Source organism: Roseinatronobacter sp. NSM (assembly GCF_052379845.1).
Classification (GTDB): Bacteria; Pseudomonadota; Alphaproteobacteria; order Rhodobacterales; family Rhodobacteraceae; genus Roseinatronobacter.
The window spans coordinates 119,541-133,808 of sequence record NZ_JBQTCF010000007.1; the positions used below are offsets into that span (position 1 = coordinate 119,541).

Here is a 14,268-nt window from a genome sequence, read left to right on the forward strand (position 1 = left end):
ACCCGCCATGCCAGACACCCCAGCCCCCCCGCCCGAAAAGCCCAAACGCCCCCAGCAGGTTTACACGCTGCTGGTCGAACTGGGGCATATGCCCGGTGACAGCCTGCCCAAAGGGGCAACGGGTGCCGGCCTTCTGGTCTATGCCACCGGCGTGGACGAGGCCGAGGCCGTGCGCGAAACCGTGGCCGTGCTGAAACAGGCCGATCTGCGCCCGCTGGATGTGACAAGCTATGGCACCCTGGACGAACGCCTTGCGGCGGGCGATGATGTGCCACAGGAAGAACGCGAGCTGATGGCGCGCGCGCTGGCCGAAAATGCCGTGATTGTCGCGCAGAAAACATGGTTCAATGATGCCGATGAAAATGACTGATACGCTTTGCCCCGTTGCCCTGACCCGCGACCTGATCCGCTGCCCGTCCATAACGCCGGAAGAAGGCGGGGCGCTGCAACTGCTGCAGTCCGTCCTTGAGGGGGCAGGGTTCACCTGCATTCGTGTGGACCGCAACGGCACGCCCAACCTGTTTGCACGCTGGGGCGCGCGCGGCCATGCGCGGACATTGGGGTTTAATGGCCATACCGATGTGGTGCCGCTGGGCAACCCGGACGACTGGACGCGCGCCCCTTTCGGCGGGGAAATCGACGCAGGCCGTATCTGGGGGCGCGGCGCATGTGACATGAAATCGGGCGTTGCGGCGTTTGTTGCGGCGGCGGTGGGTTTCGTGCGCGCCACCCCGCCGGACGGGGCCGTAATCCTGACCATCACCGGCGATGAAGAAGGGCCGGGGCGGGATGGCACGCTGGCGCTACTGGACTGGATGGCCCCGCGTGGCGAGGCGATGACTGATTGCATCGTGGGCGAACCCACCTGCCCGAATACCATGGGCGAGATGATCAAGATCGGGCGGCGGGGATCGTTGAACGCGCATGTGGTGGCGCGCGGGCGGCAGGGGCACGCGGCCTATCCGGACCGCGCGGCAAACCCGCTGCCGGTTCTGGTGCGCTATCTGGACCGGCTGGCCCGCCATGAACTGGACCGTGGCACCGACCATTTCGACCCGTCCACATTGGCGCTGACAGGCATTGACGTGGGAAATCCCGCATCCAATATAATTCCCGCGCAAGGGCGTGCGACGCTGAACATCCGGTTCAATGACCTGCATTCCGGTGCCAGCCTGTCGGACTGGCTGCGCGATGTCGCGCAAGATGTCAGTGCGGGCACGGATGTGGCGCTGGAATTGACCATCCAGATTTCGGGCGAAAGTTTCCTGACACCGCCCGGACCGCTGTCAGAACTGGTGGCAGCTGCGGTCACTGCCGAATGCGGGGTGGTGCCGGTGCTGTCTACGTCCGGGGGCACGTCGGATGCGCGGTTCATCAAGAACCATTGCCCCGTCGTGGAATTCGGGCTGGTGGGCACATCGATGCATCAGGTGGATGAATACGCCGAAATTGACCAGATACATCAATTGAAAGCGGTCTATGGCCGTATCTTGCAGGACTATTTCACATGACCCTGTCCATTGCCCTGACAGAAGATATTGCCGCCTGTCATGCGTTGCGCCGTGCTGTGTTCATTGAGGAACAGGGCGTTAGCGTGATTGAAGAAGTGGACGGGCGCGACAGGGACGCGCTGCATCTGCTGGCGCGCAAGGACGGACGCGCGGTTGGCTGTGCGCGCCTGCTGGTGGCGGGGGGCACTGGCAAGATCGGGCGGGTTTGCGTGCTGGCGGACCTGCGCGGGCAGGGGATTGGCATTGCGCTGATCGACGCCGCGCTGGAGTGCCTGCGCCAGATTGACGGGGTCACACAGGCCAGACTGGGCGCACAGACACATGCGATCGGGTTTTATGAACGGCTGGGGTTTGTTGCCACGGGGCCGGAATATCTGGATGCGGGTATCGCGCATCGTGATATGCTTCGCCCGCTATAGGGCGAATGCGCCGTGACGGCACGCAGGACGCATGTTAAGGGTCGCGCATGATATGTGTTTTCCCATCGCTTGGCCCGCGCCCGTTCCGCCCCGCCCACCCACCCTCGGCAGGGGCGTTGCCCCTGCCTTGCGAAACGCGCGCGGGCCAAGCTGAATACAGGGGTGTTGCATGAAACAATTGCCAAGTCTGGATCAGTTGCGCGCCTGGATTGCGGAAAACCCCGCTGCCAGCAAGCGCGATATTGCCAAGGCCTTCGGGATCAAGGGCGGGGCAAAGATTGACCTGAAAGCGCTGCTGCGCGAGTTGGAAGGCGAAGGTATTCTGCCGCGACGGCGGGCGTCGGGCGGCAGCGGGGCCTTGCCCCCTGTGACGGTGCTGGAAATTCTGGCCCCCGATGCGCAAGGTGATCTGTTCGCGCGCGCCGTGGAATGGCGCAGCGAAGGACCTGCGCCGCGTATCCTGTTTCTGACGCGCAGTGATGACCCCGCCTTGGGTGAAGGGGACCGCGTTCTGGCCCGCATTGAGGCGATTCGCGGCCCTGATTACGATTACCAGGCCCGGCTGATGCGCAAGATCGGCACGAACCCTGCGCGCATTCTGGGTGTCTTTCGTAAATCGGCCGAAGGTGGCCGGGTTGTGCCCATCGACAAGGGCGCAGACCGGGACTGGCGCGTGTCTGCATCAGACAGTGCGGACGCGCAGGATGGCGAGTTGGTCCATGCCGAACCGCTGGGAAAGGGCCGCTTTGGCCCGCCGGCTGCGCGCATCATCGCGCGCCTTGGCGACCCCACTGCCCCGAAGGCCGTGTCGCTGATTGCCATTCATCAGCATGGTATCCGCGATGCGTTTCCCGATGTGGTGATTGCCGAAGCGGACCGCGCCGTTCCCCTGACGCTGGCAGGGCGGCGCGATCTGCGCGATCTGGAGTTGCTGACCATCGACCCATGGGATGCGCGCGACCATGATGATGCGATCATGGCCAGCGCGGACCCTGACCCTGAAAACGCGGGCGGTTTCATTCTGTGGGTGGCAATTGCGGATGTCGCGGCCTATGTGCGCCCCGGGTCCGAGCTGGATTTTGAGGCGCGCAGGCGCGGCAATTCCACCTATTTTCCCGACCGTGTTGTGCCGATGCTGCCTGATATTTTGTCAGGTGATCTGTGTTCGTTGCACGAAGGGGTGGACCGGCCCTGCATTGCATTGCGCATGGTGATTGATGCGCAGGGCACCAAGCTGACGCATGATTTTCACCGCGCGATGATGCGTTCGCGCGCGTCGCTGACCTATGAGCAGGCACAGGCGGCAGATGAAGGGCAGCTGGATGACGCGACCGCGCCGCTGGCGGACGGCTTGCGCGACCTGTTCGGGGCTTACCGCGCGCTGCGCCGCGCGCGCGACCGGCGCCACCCGCTGGATATTGACCTGCCCGAACGCCAGATCATCCTGTCCGATGAAGGGCGCGTGACGTCGGTTGCGTTCAAGGAACGGTTTGACGCGCATCGGCTGGTTGAGGATTTCATGGTCCTTGCCAATGTTGCCGCTGCCGAAACCCTGCGCGAAAAAGGCTCGGCGCTGCTGTATCGTGTGCATGAAGAACCCAGCCCCGAAAAAATGGAATCGCTGCGCGAACTGGCGCGTGAATCCGGCTTTTCCCTTGCCAAGGGACAGGTGCTGAAAACGCGCCATTTCAACCAGCTGCTGGCACAGGCCGAAGGCACGGAATTTGACGAACTGATCAATATGGCCACCCTGCGGTCCATGACGCAGGCCTATTACAATGCACAGAATTTCGGTCATTTCGGGCTGGCCTTGCGGGAGTATGCGCATTTCACATCGCCCATCCGGCGCTATGCAGACCTGATTGTGCACCGCGCGCTGATTGCGGCGCATCACTGGGGAGATGACGGGCTGACGAAATGGGATGTCGACCATCTGGATGAAACCGCCAAATCCATATCCGAGGCCGAGCGCCGGTCCATGGCCGCAGAACGTGACACCGCAGACCGCTATCTGGCAGCGTTCCTGGCCGAACGGGTCGGTGCGGAATTTACCGGGCGCGTTTCGGGCGTGGCGCGGTTTGGGGTGTTTGTGAAGCTGGATGAAACGGGCGCGGATGGTTTGGTGCCCATTCGTGCCATTGGGGATGAATATTTCCGCCATGACCCTGACGCACAAGTGCTGGAAGGGGAACGCACGGGGTTTCGCATTGGCCTTGGCCAGCGTGTCAAGGTCAAGCTGGCAGAAGCCGAACCCGTGACCGGCGGCTTGGCGCTGGAATTGCTGGAGGTGGAGGGCGAAGCACCACCCCGCAGCCCGCGCGGCAGGCATGGGCGCGGGCGCCCGGTCCGGCGGGCCGTGGGCAAACGCAAAACCGGCGAGGCGAAAGCCCGCAAGAAGGTCAAACGCAAGGGCGGCTGACATGTTCGGGCCTGTTCCGCCCGCAGGTTGCGACATGAACCGCGCTGGTTTGCGTATCATCTGAAACGGGTCTTTGCGCGCGGCACAGTGTGGGATATGTCGGGGAAAACAGGCGGCAGAAGGAAGCTCGGACATGACACTGACATTGGATCAAGCGCGCATCATTATTGCAAACACCCGGCAAAAAGGGCGCGAACTGGGGCTGAAGCCCCTGTCTGTTGTGGTGCTGGACAGTGGCGGCCATGTTCTGGCCTTTGAACGCGAAGATGGCGCGGCACCGGGAAGGTTCGCCATTGCACAGGGCAAGGCTTATGGCGCGGTCATGCTGGGCATGGCGGGGCGGGCGCAAATGGCGCGTGCCGAAGCGCAGGCTTATTTCATGGCGGCGGTGAATGGGGTGTATGGCGGGCAGGTGGTGCCTGTTCCCGGCGGTGTGCTGTTGCGCAAGGGCGGTGTTGTGGTCGGTGCCATTGGCGTGACGGGCGACACGTCGGACAATGACGCAGAGGCGGCGCTTGCAGGGGCCACAGCGGCCGGGCTGGATGGCGAAGCCTGAAAAGGGCGGGCGCCAGCGCTGCGTGCTTGTGGCGTCGTGCGGGTGTCAGTGCATCTCGCCCTGATATTCATACGCCAGACGCAAGCCGCCCCAATGCGCGCCGTTCACCATGATCGGGGCTGAAATGTCCTTCATCATCTTGTAGTCGCCACCGCCCATGTCGCGGCGGTAGATTTGTAACAGGAACGGTTTGGTATTCTGCCCGGCCCCCAAGCCGACGCGATCATTGAAGATGCGCCTGTTGCGTGCATTCGCGGCGTTCCAATCCGCATCGCCTGTCTGGCGTTTGGAAAATTTGCGGTTATGGGTGGGCAGGTACCCGTTGCGGTCCACTGCGGCGCAGAACGTGATTTTGGGGTTTGCTTGCAGCACCGCTTCCTGAAATGCGGGGAATAGGCGGTCTGTCAGCTCCGTAAACGGGGCAAGGTGTTGTTGGGGGTTGGTGCCGGGGATGGGCTGATAGGTGAAATCCATCAGTTGTGCCATGCTTATATCCCCACGTGCCACGGCCTGTTCCAGTGCTGCGGCCATGTCCGTGGCTGTGGTCTGCACCAAGTCAATCATGCCCGCGTCGTCTGATGCGCCGCCAAGTTCGACAGTTTTCTGCACCATCGATTCACTGATATCGACGACTGTATCGAGTTGCGCGCGCGCGTCATGCAAATGCGCGGCGGTTTCTGAAATACCGTTTTTCACCTTGGCGAAAACTGGCATGAAGCTGCTGTTGGCGGCATCGACATCGGCGGCCTTGGTCAGGATTTCAGTGACAGAGGCTTCGCTTTGAGCGACTTTTTCGATAATCTGGCCCAAGGCGTCTTCAATGTCGCTGCTGTCCTTCAGGGTCTGGCTGGCATCCTTGGCAATACCGCCCGAATCCTTCTGAAGTTTTGAGATGCTACCTGTCAATTCCTCGATGGACAAGGTAATGCCTTGGGTTGTTTCGGCCGTCTGGTGCGACAGGCGGTCAATTTCCTGTGCGACAACCGCGAAACCACGGCCCGCGTCGCCAGACCGGGCCGCTTCTATCCGGGCATTGATGGACAGCATATTGACCTGTTGGGCTATGTCCTTGATGGCATTGGCGCGATTGGACATTTCACCCAAGGTGCGGGTGATGGTGGCCATGGTTGCGTCAAGGGTCTGGACCCATTCCGCGACAGTCTGGCTTTTTTCAAGGGTCGCGCGAATGCACGCGGCGGAATGTCCGACTGTTTCCAGCGTGTCGGTTACTGTCGTGCCAACATGTTCCGCGGCAGTTCGGACCGATGTGTTCGCCCTTGAAATATGCTGTGCGGCTGTCTGGGCATCATTCACAAGCGTGACCTGAGAGTGCATGACAGTATCGAGCATATCCACACAGGCATGGATCAAAACGACATTATGCCCCAGCTCCACAGATTGGCGCGCCAACAGGTCCAGTTCGAACTGGGAGCTTGAAATTGAGGAAGGTTGAAACATGTGCGCGCGTGCCCCGGAAAAAGACGACCTGACACAGCTTCTACGCCAAAGATTAAATTTCCGTTTCCCATACGGGAAAAACGCGTGGTCCCTTCAGCCCAACGGCACCACGCAGTCGCAAATCCGCAACCGCACCTTCGCGCCGATATCAATACTTGCGCCTGCGCCCGAAATCACCAGCATGCAGCGCTCCCCGTCCTGAACCCAGAACAACTGGTCATGGCCGCGGAATTCGCGCCCCACTACGGATGCCGTGCCGTCAGGGTCGGGTTCCAGCATGATCTGTTCAGGGCGCACCGACAGCGACACTGCCCCGTTTGCCGCCCGGCTTAGGGGCAGGCTGCCGAATTCGGTCTGCACTTCCATCCCTGACGCCGTGCCAGTCAAAATGTTGGACCTTCCAAGGAAGGACGCCACAAAGGCCGAAACGGGATTGCGATAAATCTCATCAGGGGTGCCGATCTGGACAACGCGCCCGGCTTCCATAACGGCAATCCGGTCGGCCACGGCCATGGCTTCTTCCTGATCATGGGTGACCAGAATAGCCGCAGATCCGGCTGCTTTCAGCAGTTTGCGCACTTCCTGGCGGGTTTCCACGCGCATGGCGGCGTCAAGGTTCGAAAACGGCTCGTCCATCAGCACCAGCGGCGGGGCCACCGCAAGGGTGCGCGCCAGCGCCACGCGCTGTTGCTGACCGCCCGACAATTCATGCGGTTTGCGCCCCTCCAGCCCCGAAAGACCGACAAGTGCCAGCATTTCCTGGGCGCGGTCCTGCGCGGCCTTGCGGGGCAGTTTGCGCAGGCCGAACTTCACATTGTCCAACACACTCAGATGCGGAAACAACGCATAATCCTGAAACACGAACCCGATTCCGCGCGCTTCAGGGGGCAGTCTGGTTATATCCTGCCCGCGCAGGCTGACGGTCCCGGTATCTGGCGCTTCAAACCCGCCGATCATACGCAAGGTTGTGGTTTTTCCGCAGCCCGACGGACCAAGCAGGGCCAGCATTTCCCCTTCGCCCAGATCAAAGCTGACGCGTTCAACCGCTGGCGCATCCCCATAGGGAAAATGCTTGCGCAGGCGCGATACCGTCAACAGAATTTTCTGGGGCTTTGGCCGGAATCCCGATGGCGTTGCCTCGGCGGGCATTTTGAAACTCAGGCTTTTGGGCAGGGTGGTCATGACATGCGTTTCCTTGGCCGTTATCCGGCCTTCTTGTCATGGCGCAAAACGAAGCCCACGAAAAGGGCTGAAAAGGCCATGATTGCGGCGGCATAGGGGGCGGCCTCCATCAGCATGCCTTCGGATGTGCGCGAAAACATGGTGATCGACAAGGGCCGGAAACCCGTAGGCGCCAGCAAGAAGGCGATGGGCAGTTCCTTCATGGCGATGACAAAAACCAGCACCATGCCCGCCACCACACCGGGGCGGATTGTGGGCAGTGTGACGCGCGCGAACACCATAAACGGGCCGTGCCCCAGCGCGCGGGCCGCTTCCTCGATGGAGGGGCGGGCCTGATACAGCGCGGACCGGATGGGACCCAGCGCAAGCGCAAGAAAACTAAGCGCATAGACCGAGATCAGCAGGACTTGGGTCTGATACAGAAACCGTGCCGCGTTCAGCGAAAAGAACACGAAGGCCAGCGCGAAGGCCAGTGCAGGCACTGCATAGCCCACGAAGGCCATTCTGTTGATGAATGTCGACAGTGGCGAGGGGTAGCGCACCGCAAGCACCGCCACCGGCAGGGCCATGGCAGCGGCCATCAGCGCCGACGGCACTGCAACGGACAGCGATTGCGAGAATGCGCGCAACAATGCCGGCATCACGGCAGGCAGATCATCAAGCCGCACCATCCAGAAGCTTAGCACCGCAATGGGCAACCCCACCGAGGCCAGGACCACCAGCCCGACAAAGCCCCATCCTGTGGCCTGAAGGGCAGGGGGCAGGGCCAGGCGGCGGCGTGCGGTGCCTGCGCCTGACCCGGTGCGCGAATAATGTGCCCCCTCGCGCAGGCGGCTTTCCCACCACACGACTGACAGCGCGATGGCAATCAGCATCAGCGCCAGCCACGCCGCATAAACGCGGTCAAACATGACCGAGTATTGAATATAAATGGCGTAACTGAACACCTCATAGCGCATCAGGGCGACCGCGCCAAAATCACCTATCACATACAGTCCCACGACCAGCCAGCCCGCCATAAGCGCGGGCATCAGATGGGGCAGGGTAACACGAAAAAACACCTCGCGCGGGGTCGCGCCCAGGGCGCGCGCAGCTTCTTCCAGCGACTGGTCCAGCCCGGCAAACGCCGCGCGCAGGTTCAGATAGATATAGGGAAAGGTATATAGCGATAACGCGAGCGTTGCGCCCCAAAGCCCCTGCAGGCGCGGAATGGTGACGCCAAAGACCTGATTCATGAACCCGAAATTGCCCGACAGGCCAATCAACGCATAGGCCATCACATAGCCCGGTGTCGCCAGTGGAATGACTGCCAGAATATTGACCAGCCTTCGATATTTCAGGTTTGTGCGGCTGACAAGCCATGCCAGGGGCAGCGCAATGAGTGTCGCAAGCGCCAATGTGCAGAACACCAACGCCAGCGTGTTTCGCAAAAGCTGCAGGGTGCGCGGGCGCGTGAACATGTCGATCACCGTTGACATGTCGGCCTGCGCGGCGCGCATGAACAGCCAGATCAGCGGCAATACCATCAGGCCCCCGATCGCAAGACCGAGGGCCGAGAAGATGACCCGCGCCCGTGGCATATGCCACGGGCGGGGCTGTATGGCGGTGCTCAGGCTCAAATCAGCCCAACTTCACGCAGCATCTCCAATGTGCCTTCCAGATCGCCAATCATGTTCAGGTCCACTTCTGGCGCAACACGGATCACATCGTCAAGGTTGATATCCTGACGTGTAACGATCGTGCCGGGAATGATCGGGAATTCAGACACTTCGCCGGTGAAATACTGTTGCGCGGCAGGCGATAGCAGGAATTCGACGAAGGCATGCGCATCTTCCTTCTGCGCGGAGCTTTCCAGAACGCCCATGCCCGCAACCAACAGCAGGTTGCCAATGTCACCTTCATTGGTGAACAATGTCTGCGTAACAGGGAAGTCCGCATCCCGGTTCAGAAAGCGGTTCAGGTAATAATTGTTGGTAACCGTTATATCGGCTTCGCCATCGCCAATAGCCTGAATGGCGGCGGTGTTGTTGCGCACGGCGATGGGGTCATTGGCGGCGATCCCTTCCAGCCATTCGCGCGCGGCGTCATCCCCATGCGCGACACGCAGCGCGGTGACATGCGCCAGAAATGACCCGTTGGTGACCGGCAGGGCAATCCGGCCCTTCCATTTTTCGTCTGTCAGCTCAAACAAGGACGCGGGCAGGTCTTGTGCGCTTACGCGCTCGGGGGAATAGGCGATGACGCGGCCACGCCCGGATGTGGCAACCCAGCGGCTTTCATTGTCGCGGTATGTTGCGGGCACATCGGCCAATAGCGCGTCGGGCAGCCGGGCAAACATGTCAACCACCGCGCCAAGCGCCGCGGCATCTTGTGCCCAATACAGGTCAGCGGGCGAAGCGTCGCCTTCTTCCTGCAGCAAAACCGCCAGTTCGGCAGTGCCCGCATAGCGCACATTCACATTTATGCCGGTCTGCGCGGTGAAAGCGTCGATGATCGGGGCGACCAAGGGTTCGCCACGACCCGAATACAGTGTCAGATCAGCCAGTGTGGGCGTCGCGGCGAGCGCGGCCAGTGCAAAGACGGAGTTGCGCAAAATTGTCATGTTAACCTCTTTCAGGCGCCTGAGTTGCAGTGCTGGAACCCTGTTGGCTGATGCGCCATGCGGCACTTTGGTTTGGCGGATATCCGCGTCTTAATCCTTACTGATGTCGTCAGTTATTATGCTTGACTGGTTTCGTCAACAACCTGGCGCAATTTCCCCTGGCCTGCGCATCCTGTTGCGGGCGTGCAGGCGTGTGGTTTTTTGCGCCCAACGCGGCGCAGCGACCCAGTGGGCAGCAGGTATGACAAGGATGCGCAAACAAAAACCCGCGCCCTTGCGGCGCGGGTTTTGCAGCCATCGCAAGCCTGCATAATGTCAGCGTTTGCGGTCGCGCCGGCTGCTCATGGGTTGGAAGGCCACTGCGACATGGGCTTCGCAATAGGGTTTTCCGGGTTTGACCGGCAGACCACAAAACCAGAAATTATCAGTTGCCGGGTCACCAATGGGCCATTTGCAGGTGCGTTCTGTCAGTTCCAGCAAGGACAGTTTGCGCGCTGTCTTTTCGACTTCGCGCACAGTGGCCAGCGCTTCGGGGTCAATCTCATCGGTGGATGGTTGCGGCGGCAGGGGTTGGCCTGCGGGAATGATCGGACGCGGATTATACGGCGCGGGCGTCGAGATGGCCTCGGTGGGGGCAGGTTTCGGCTCGGGCGTGGCTTCTGGCGGTTTGGGGCGTGACGCGGCGCGTTCTGCCTTCGCGGCGGCAAGGTCCACGACGGGCGCAACCTGTTCCACCGCTGTGGGGGCGCGCGCTGTGGCTGTGGCTGCGGCTGCTGGTGTTGGCGCTGCGGCGGGCGGGTTTTCGGGCGCGGCCTTGGGGGGCTGCTGCTGCGGCGGCTCCTCCTTGGGGGCGGGTTGGGGGGGCGTGGCCTCGGCCTCGGGGGTGGTGCGGTTGGACAGGCCAAGCCTGTGCACCTTTCCGATGACCGCATTGCGCGTGACACCGCCCAGTTCCTTGGCGATCTGAGAGGCGGACTGCCCCTCGATCCACATTTTCTTTAGCAATTCGACCCGTTCGTCGGTCCAGGACATGATCTGCTCCACGGCTGGCGGCAGGGCGGGCTTGTCACGCGCCCCATTTGGAATTCTATTGCCCGAAGTGTAAGGGCAAGGTGGTGAAATACAAGCCGCGCCACATAAATACAATGACCAAGCGTGCGAAACTGACGTCAAAGCCGGAAAGGGCACCAGAAATGCTGGACCAGAAGATAGAACAACCCGATCGCTTCGGTATGGGAATACGCCGTTTCGGGCGGATGAACTGGCTGGGGCTGCAAGCCCTGGCCTGGCGCGAGGTGATGCGCTTTCTGGTTGTCTGGACCCAGACACTGGCCGCGCCACTGGTCACGGCGGGGCTGTTTCTGGCGGTATTTTCGCTGGCCATCGGGCCTGCGCGCGGGGATGTGCTGGGCGTGCCCTTCATCCAGTTCCTTGCGCCGGGCATTCTGATGATGACAGTCATCCAGAACAGTTTTGCCAATACATCGTCCTCCATCGTCATTTCCAAGGTGCAGGGAAATATTGTCGACACGCTGATGCCGCCCTTGTCGCCACTGGAACTTGTGCTGGGCTATCTGGCGGGCGGTGTCGCGCGCGGGCTGGTTGTGGGGGTGGTTATTGCGCTGGCCTTGTGGCTGGTTCTGGGGCTGGGGGTTGCGCATCCGTTGTGGTTGCTGGTGTTCCTGACGCTGGGGGCCGTGCTGCTGGGGGCCATTGGAATTGCGGCGGGCATTATTTCCAACAAGTTCGACCAGATTGCCGCAATCACGAATTTCATTGTGGTGCCGCTGTCGTTTTTGTCGGGGACGTTCTATTCCATCTCGGGGTTGCCGCCGGTGCTGGAAATGATCAGCCGGTTCAACCCCGTCTTCTACCTGATTGACGGGGCACGCTATGGCATGATCGGCGCATCGGATGCTGCGCCGGTTCTGGGGCTGGTTGTCGTGGGGGGGGCTGCGCTGGCGGTGTCGCTGTTGTGCTGGTTCTGGCTGCGCATCGGCTACCGGCTGAAACCGTGAGATGAACACGTCATTGTGTGGTCTGGGCCGCATGCGGGCCGGTTCGCTTGTATTGAGGGGGCGCAATGTTATATCTGGCACCAGATAACGCCAAAGGATGCATGGTGAAACAGCGTAACAGATTTGCCGCAGCGGTTCTGGCCCTGTCAGTGCTTGGCGCCCCCGGTGTTCAGGCAGATGAAAGGATGTGGGCCGATTGCAGAACCTGCCACGCGGTCACGGCACCTGACGGGTCTGTGCTGGCGCGTGGCGGGCGCAGTGGCCCGAACCTTTATGGCATCGCGGGGCGCGCCGCCGCATCAGATGGGGATTTCAGGTTCTATTCCGATGCTATGCGCGCCGCCCGCGCGCGCGGCATAAGTTGGACGCAGGATAATTTCGTGGCCTATCTGGCCAATCCTGAACAATTCTTGCGCAGCGTCACTGGAAACCCCGATGCTGTCGCAGAAATGCATGTGGAATTGCGCCAAGGCGGGCAGGCATTGTTTGACTATCTGCGCGGCCTGTCGCAATAGCCTGTGCCAGCGCTTCGCAAGCGCTGCGCAGTCAGGCGCTTTGTCTGTCGGGGCTTTGCTGAACATCAGGTGAGAGACTGGACAGCGACCCAAGCGGAATTTGCTGCGGCTGCTTCCTTCCGGACCTGACCGGGTTGGCAAGGCGCTTGCCCGCGCCAGCCTCTCGCGGCGGTACTTAGGGCCTTGCGCGCGCCAATGCAAGCCATCGCGGATGATTTCGGCACATCCAAGGACATGCCGGGAGAACAGCATACGCCAAGCTTTGCGCTAACACCTTGATTCGCCAAAAAACCGGATCGAAAACCGATTTCCACTTTTGCAGGGTTTGGTCTATGACGGGATCAGGCAACCAGACAGGGCGGGCATGGCCAAACGCGGCTATCATCATGGTAATTTGCGGCAGGCATTGGTTGATGCCGCGCTGGAACTTATTGCGGAAACTGGCCCGCAGGGCTTCACTATGGCCGAAGCGGCCAAGCGTGCGGATGTGTCCGCCGCTGCCCCCTACCGTCATTTCACGGGCCGCGATGATCTGATTGTCGAAATTGCGCGGCAGGGGTTTGACCTGTTCGCAGATGTTCTGGAATACGCCTACAAGGACGGGCAACCGTCGCCGCTTGTCGCATTCGAGGCTGTGGGGCGGGCCTATCTGGCCTTCGCGCGGGCGCATCCGGGCCATTACGCCGCCATGTTCGAATCAGGCGTGGCGGTGAATGCAAGCAAGGATCTTGCTGCCGCCAATGCGCGCGCAAATAATGTGCTTTTGCGCGCCGCTGCCGACTTGTCTGCGCGCATGCCCCCCGACCGCCGCCCCCCCGCTGCCATGTTTGCAGCCCATGTCACGGCACTTAGCCACGGGATTGTCGCGCTTTATGCGCGTGGCACACCAGGCGCGCGCGCGCCCTTCACGGCCGAACAATTGCTGGAAAGCGGTGTGGGGGTGTATTTGCGTGGCTTGGGTTTTCTCGACTCCGACACCTAAGCGTGACGGGCGGGGTTACGACGCTTCGCAACCAGAGTGTGGAAAAAATGTAAAATATATTTACATCAGGACTTGAAAACGCCGCTGGAACTGCCACATATGTAAATGTGAATTACATTCACTGAAACGGAAAGGGGTATGAAATGACAACAATGACCGCGCCGATGTCATGGGCCCGTCAGGCCGAAGCCTGGCTTGACGGCTTTGGCAAGGCAGGCTGGATCACCGCGATGGTGCTGGCCTTTATTATGTTCTGGCCTGTGGGGCTTGCGCTTCTGGCCTATATGATCTGGGGAAAACAGATGTTTGGAAAATCCTGCCGCAAACAGGCCCGTCATGGCGCCGCCATCCTGCGTTCTTCGGGCAATACTGCATTTGACGCCTACAAGGCCGATACATTGCGCCGTCTGGAAGACGAACAAGCCGCATTCGACAGCTTTTTGCACCGCCTGCGCGAAGCCAAGGACAAGGCCGAATTCGACCAGTTCATGGAAGACAACCGCCGCAAGCGCGACGCAGGGCAGGGTGTTGATCATCCGGCCTGAGGACTTGGGCAGACACGCCGGCAATGACCAGAAGGCCCCGAAGTTGCATTCGGGGCCTTTT

14 protein-coding genes and 1 other RNA gene are annotated in these 14,268 nt (G+C 61.1%); 9 read left to right on the forward strand and 6 right to left on the reverse strand.

What is annotated here, in order from left to right; all coding sequences use genetic code 11:
* The first annotated feature begins 7 nt into the window (after positions 1 to 7).
* From ACTZWY_RS05865 to ACTZWY_RS05885, 5 genes are all read left to right on the forward strand, one after another.
* Entirely contained in the window at positions 8 to 370 is a 363-nt protein-coding gene (locus tag ACTZWY_RS05865) for a hypothetical protein (protein WP_444789758.1), read from the forward strand.
* Positions 363 to 1,511: a succinyl-diaminopimelate desuccinylase gene (dapE, locus tag ACTZWY_RS05870; RefSeq protein WP_444789759.1), complete on the forward strand. Its 1,149-nt coding sequence runs from the start codon at positions 363 to 365 to the stop codon at positions 1,509 to 1,511. Before ACTZWY_RS05865 ends, dapE begins: the two co-directional genes overlap by 8 nt.
* Complete coding sequence (locus ACTZWY_RS05875; protein ID WP_444789760.1) at positions 1,508 to 1,930, forward strand: GNAT family N-acetyltransferase; 423 nt, start codon at positions 1,508 to 1,510, stop codon at positions 1,928 to 1,930. The genes dapE and ACTZWY_RS05875 overlap by 4 nt, the downstream gene beginning before the upstream one ends.
* 169 nt (positions 1,931 to 2,099) lie before the next feature.
* A complete protein-coding gene (rnr, locus tag ACTZWY_RS05880) occupies positions 2,100 to 4,349 on the forward strand; it encodes a ribonuclease R (protein ID WP_444789761.1) in 2,250 nt (749 codons plus the stop codon).
* A 133-nt stretch (positions 4,350 to 4,482) separates the two neighbouring features.
* Positions 4,483 to 4,905: a GlcG/HbpS family heme-binding protein gene (locus ACTZWY_RS05885; protein WP_444789762.1), complete on the forward strand. Its 423-nt coding sequence runs from the start codon at positions 4,483 to 4,485 to the stop codon at positions 4,903 to 4,905.
* A gap of 45 nt (positions 4,906 to 4,950) precedes the next feature.
* Here ACTZWY_RS05885 and ACTZWY_RS05890 read toward each other — a convergent pair whose 3' ends face one another.
* The 5 genes from ACTZWY_RS05890 to ACTZWY_RS05910 form a co-directional block, all read right to left on the reverse strand.
* Positions 4,951 to 6,363 (reverse strand): methyl-accepting chemotaxis protein, encoded by a 1,413-nt coding sequence (locus ACTZWY_RS05890; protein WP_444789763.1) that lies wholly within the window; start codon positions 6,361 to 6,363, stop codon positions 4,951 to 4,953.
* A 93-nt stretch (positions 6,364 to 6,456) separates the two neighbouring features.
* Positions 6,457 to 7,545 (reverse strand): ABC transporter ATP-binding protein, encoded by a 1,089-nt coding sequence (locus ACTZWY_RS05895; protein WP_444789764.1) that lies wholly within the window; start codon positions 7,543 to 7,545, stop codon positions 6,457 to 6,459.
* 20 nt (positions 7,546 to 7,565) lie between these two features.
* A complete protein-coding gene (locus tag ACTZWY_RS05900) occupies positions 7,566 to 9,164 on the reverse strand; it encodes an ABC transporter permease (RefSeq protein WP_444789765.1) in 1,599 nt (532 codons plus the stop codon).
* Positions 9,161 to 10,147, reverse strand: a complete 987-nt coding sequence (locus ACTZWY_RS05905; protein WP_444789766.1) for an extracellular solute-binding protein — start codon at positions 10,145 to 10,147, stop codon at positions 9,161 to 9,163. The genes ACTZWY_RS05900 and ACTZWY_RS05905 overlap by 4 nt, the downstream gene beginning before the upstream one ends.
* Positions 10,148 to 10,462: 315 nt before the next feature.
* Entirely contained in the window at positions 10,463 to 11,179 is a 717-nt protein-coding gene (locus ACTZWY_RS05910; RefSeq protein WP_444789767.1) for a GcrA family cell cycle regulator, read from the reverse strand.
* Positions 11,180 to 11,340: 161 nt separating this feature from the next.
* Between ACTZWY_RS05910 and ACTZWY_RS05915 the strand changes: the two genes are divergently transcribed.
* Both ACTZWY_RS05915 and ACTZWY_RS05920 read left to right on the forward strand, forming a co-directional pair.
* Positions 11,341 to 12,165: an ABC transporter permease gene (locus tag ACTZWY_RS05915; protein ID WP_444789768.1), complete on the forward strand. Its 825-nt coding sequence runs from the start codon at positions 11,341 to 11,343 to the stop codon at positions 12,163 to 12,165.
* A 104-nt stretch (positions 12,166 to 12,269) separates the two neighbouring features.
* Positions 12,270 to 12,680, forward strand: coding sequence for a c-type cytochrome (locus ACTZWY_RS05920; protein ID WP_444789769.1), 411 nt, complete (start codon positions 12,270 to 12,272; stop codon positions 12,678 to 12,680).
* 67 nt (positions 12,681 to 12,747) lie between these two features.
* Here ACTZWY_RS05920 and ffs read toward each other — a convergent pair.
* An RNA gene (ffs, locus tag ACTZWY_RS05925) (signal recognition particle sRNA small type) lies at positions 12,748 to 12,846 on the reverse strand.
* Positions 12,847 to 13,044: 198 nt separating this feature from the next.
* On the opposite strand from ffs, the gene ACTZWY_RS05930 reads away from it, so the two are divergent.
* Together ACTZWY_RS05930 and ACTZWY_RS05935 are read left to right on the forward strand one after the other, a co-directional pair.
* Positions 13,045 to 13,662 (forward strand): TetR/AcrR family transcriptional regulator, encoded by a 618-nt coding sequence (locus ACTZWY_RS05930; RefSeq protein ID WP_444789770.1) that lies wholly within the window; start codon positions 13,045 to 13,047, stop codon positions 13,660 to 13,662.
* 143 nt (positions 13,663 to 13,805) lie between these two features.
* Positions 13,806 to 14,207: a DUF2852 domain-containing protein gene (locus ACTZWY_RS05935; protein ID WP_444789771.1), complete on the forward strand. Its 402-nt coding sequence runs from the start codon at positions 13,806 to 13,808 to the stop codon at positions 14,205 to 14,207.
* Positions 14,208 to 14,268 lie beyond the last annotated feature (61 nt).

Coding starts and splice junctions, on each gene's coding strand:
- rnr (WP_444789761.1), top strand. CDS start 2,100: ATGAAACAATTGCCAAGTCTGGATCAGTTGCGCGCCTGGATTGCGGAA.
- ACTZWY_RS05890 (WP_444789763.1), bottom strand. CDS start 6,363: ATGTTTCAACCTTCCTCAATTTCAAGCTCCCAGTTCGAACTGGACCTG.
- dapE (WP_444789759.1), top strand. CDS start 363: ATGACTGATACGCTTTGCCCCGTTGCCCTGACCCGCGACCTGATCCGC.
- ACTZWY_RS05930 (WP_444789770.1), top strand. CDS start 13,045: ATGGCCAAACGCGGCTATCATCATGGTAATTTGCGGCAGGCATTGGTT.
- ACTZWY_RS05905 (WP_444789766.1), bottom strand. CDS start 10,147: ATGACAATTTTGCGCAACTCCGTCTTTGCACTGGCCGCGCTCGCCGCG.
- ACTZWY_RS05895 (WP_444789764.1), bottom strand. CDS start 7,545: ATGACCACCCTGCCCAAAAGCCTGAGTTTCAAAATGCCCGCCGAGGCA.
- ACTZWY_RS05935 (WP_444789771.1), top strand. CDS start 13,806: ATGACAACAATGACCGCGCCGATGTCATGGGCCCGTCAGGCCGAAGCC.
- ACTZWY_RS05875 (WP_444789760.1), top strand. CDS start 1,508: ATGACCCTGTCCATTGCCCTGACAGAAGATATTGCCGCCTGTCATGCG.
- ACTZWY_RS05865 (WP_444789758.1), top strand. CDS start 8: ATGCCAGACACCCCAGCCCCCCCGCCCGAAAAGCCCAAACGCCCCCAG.
- ACTZWY_RS05910 (WP_444789767.1), bottom strand. CDS start 11,179: ATGTCCTGGACCGACGAACGGGTCGAATTGCTAAAGAAAATGTGGATC.
- ACTZWY_RS05915 (WP_444789768.1), top strand. CDS start 11,341: ATGCTGGACCAGAAGATAGAACAACCCGATCGCTTCGGTATGGGAATA.
- ACTZWY_RS05885 (WP_444789762.1), top strand. CDS start 4,483: ATGACACTGACATTGGATCAAGCGCGCATCATTATTGCAAACACCCGG.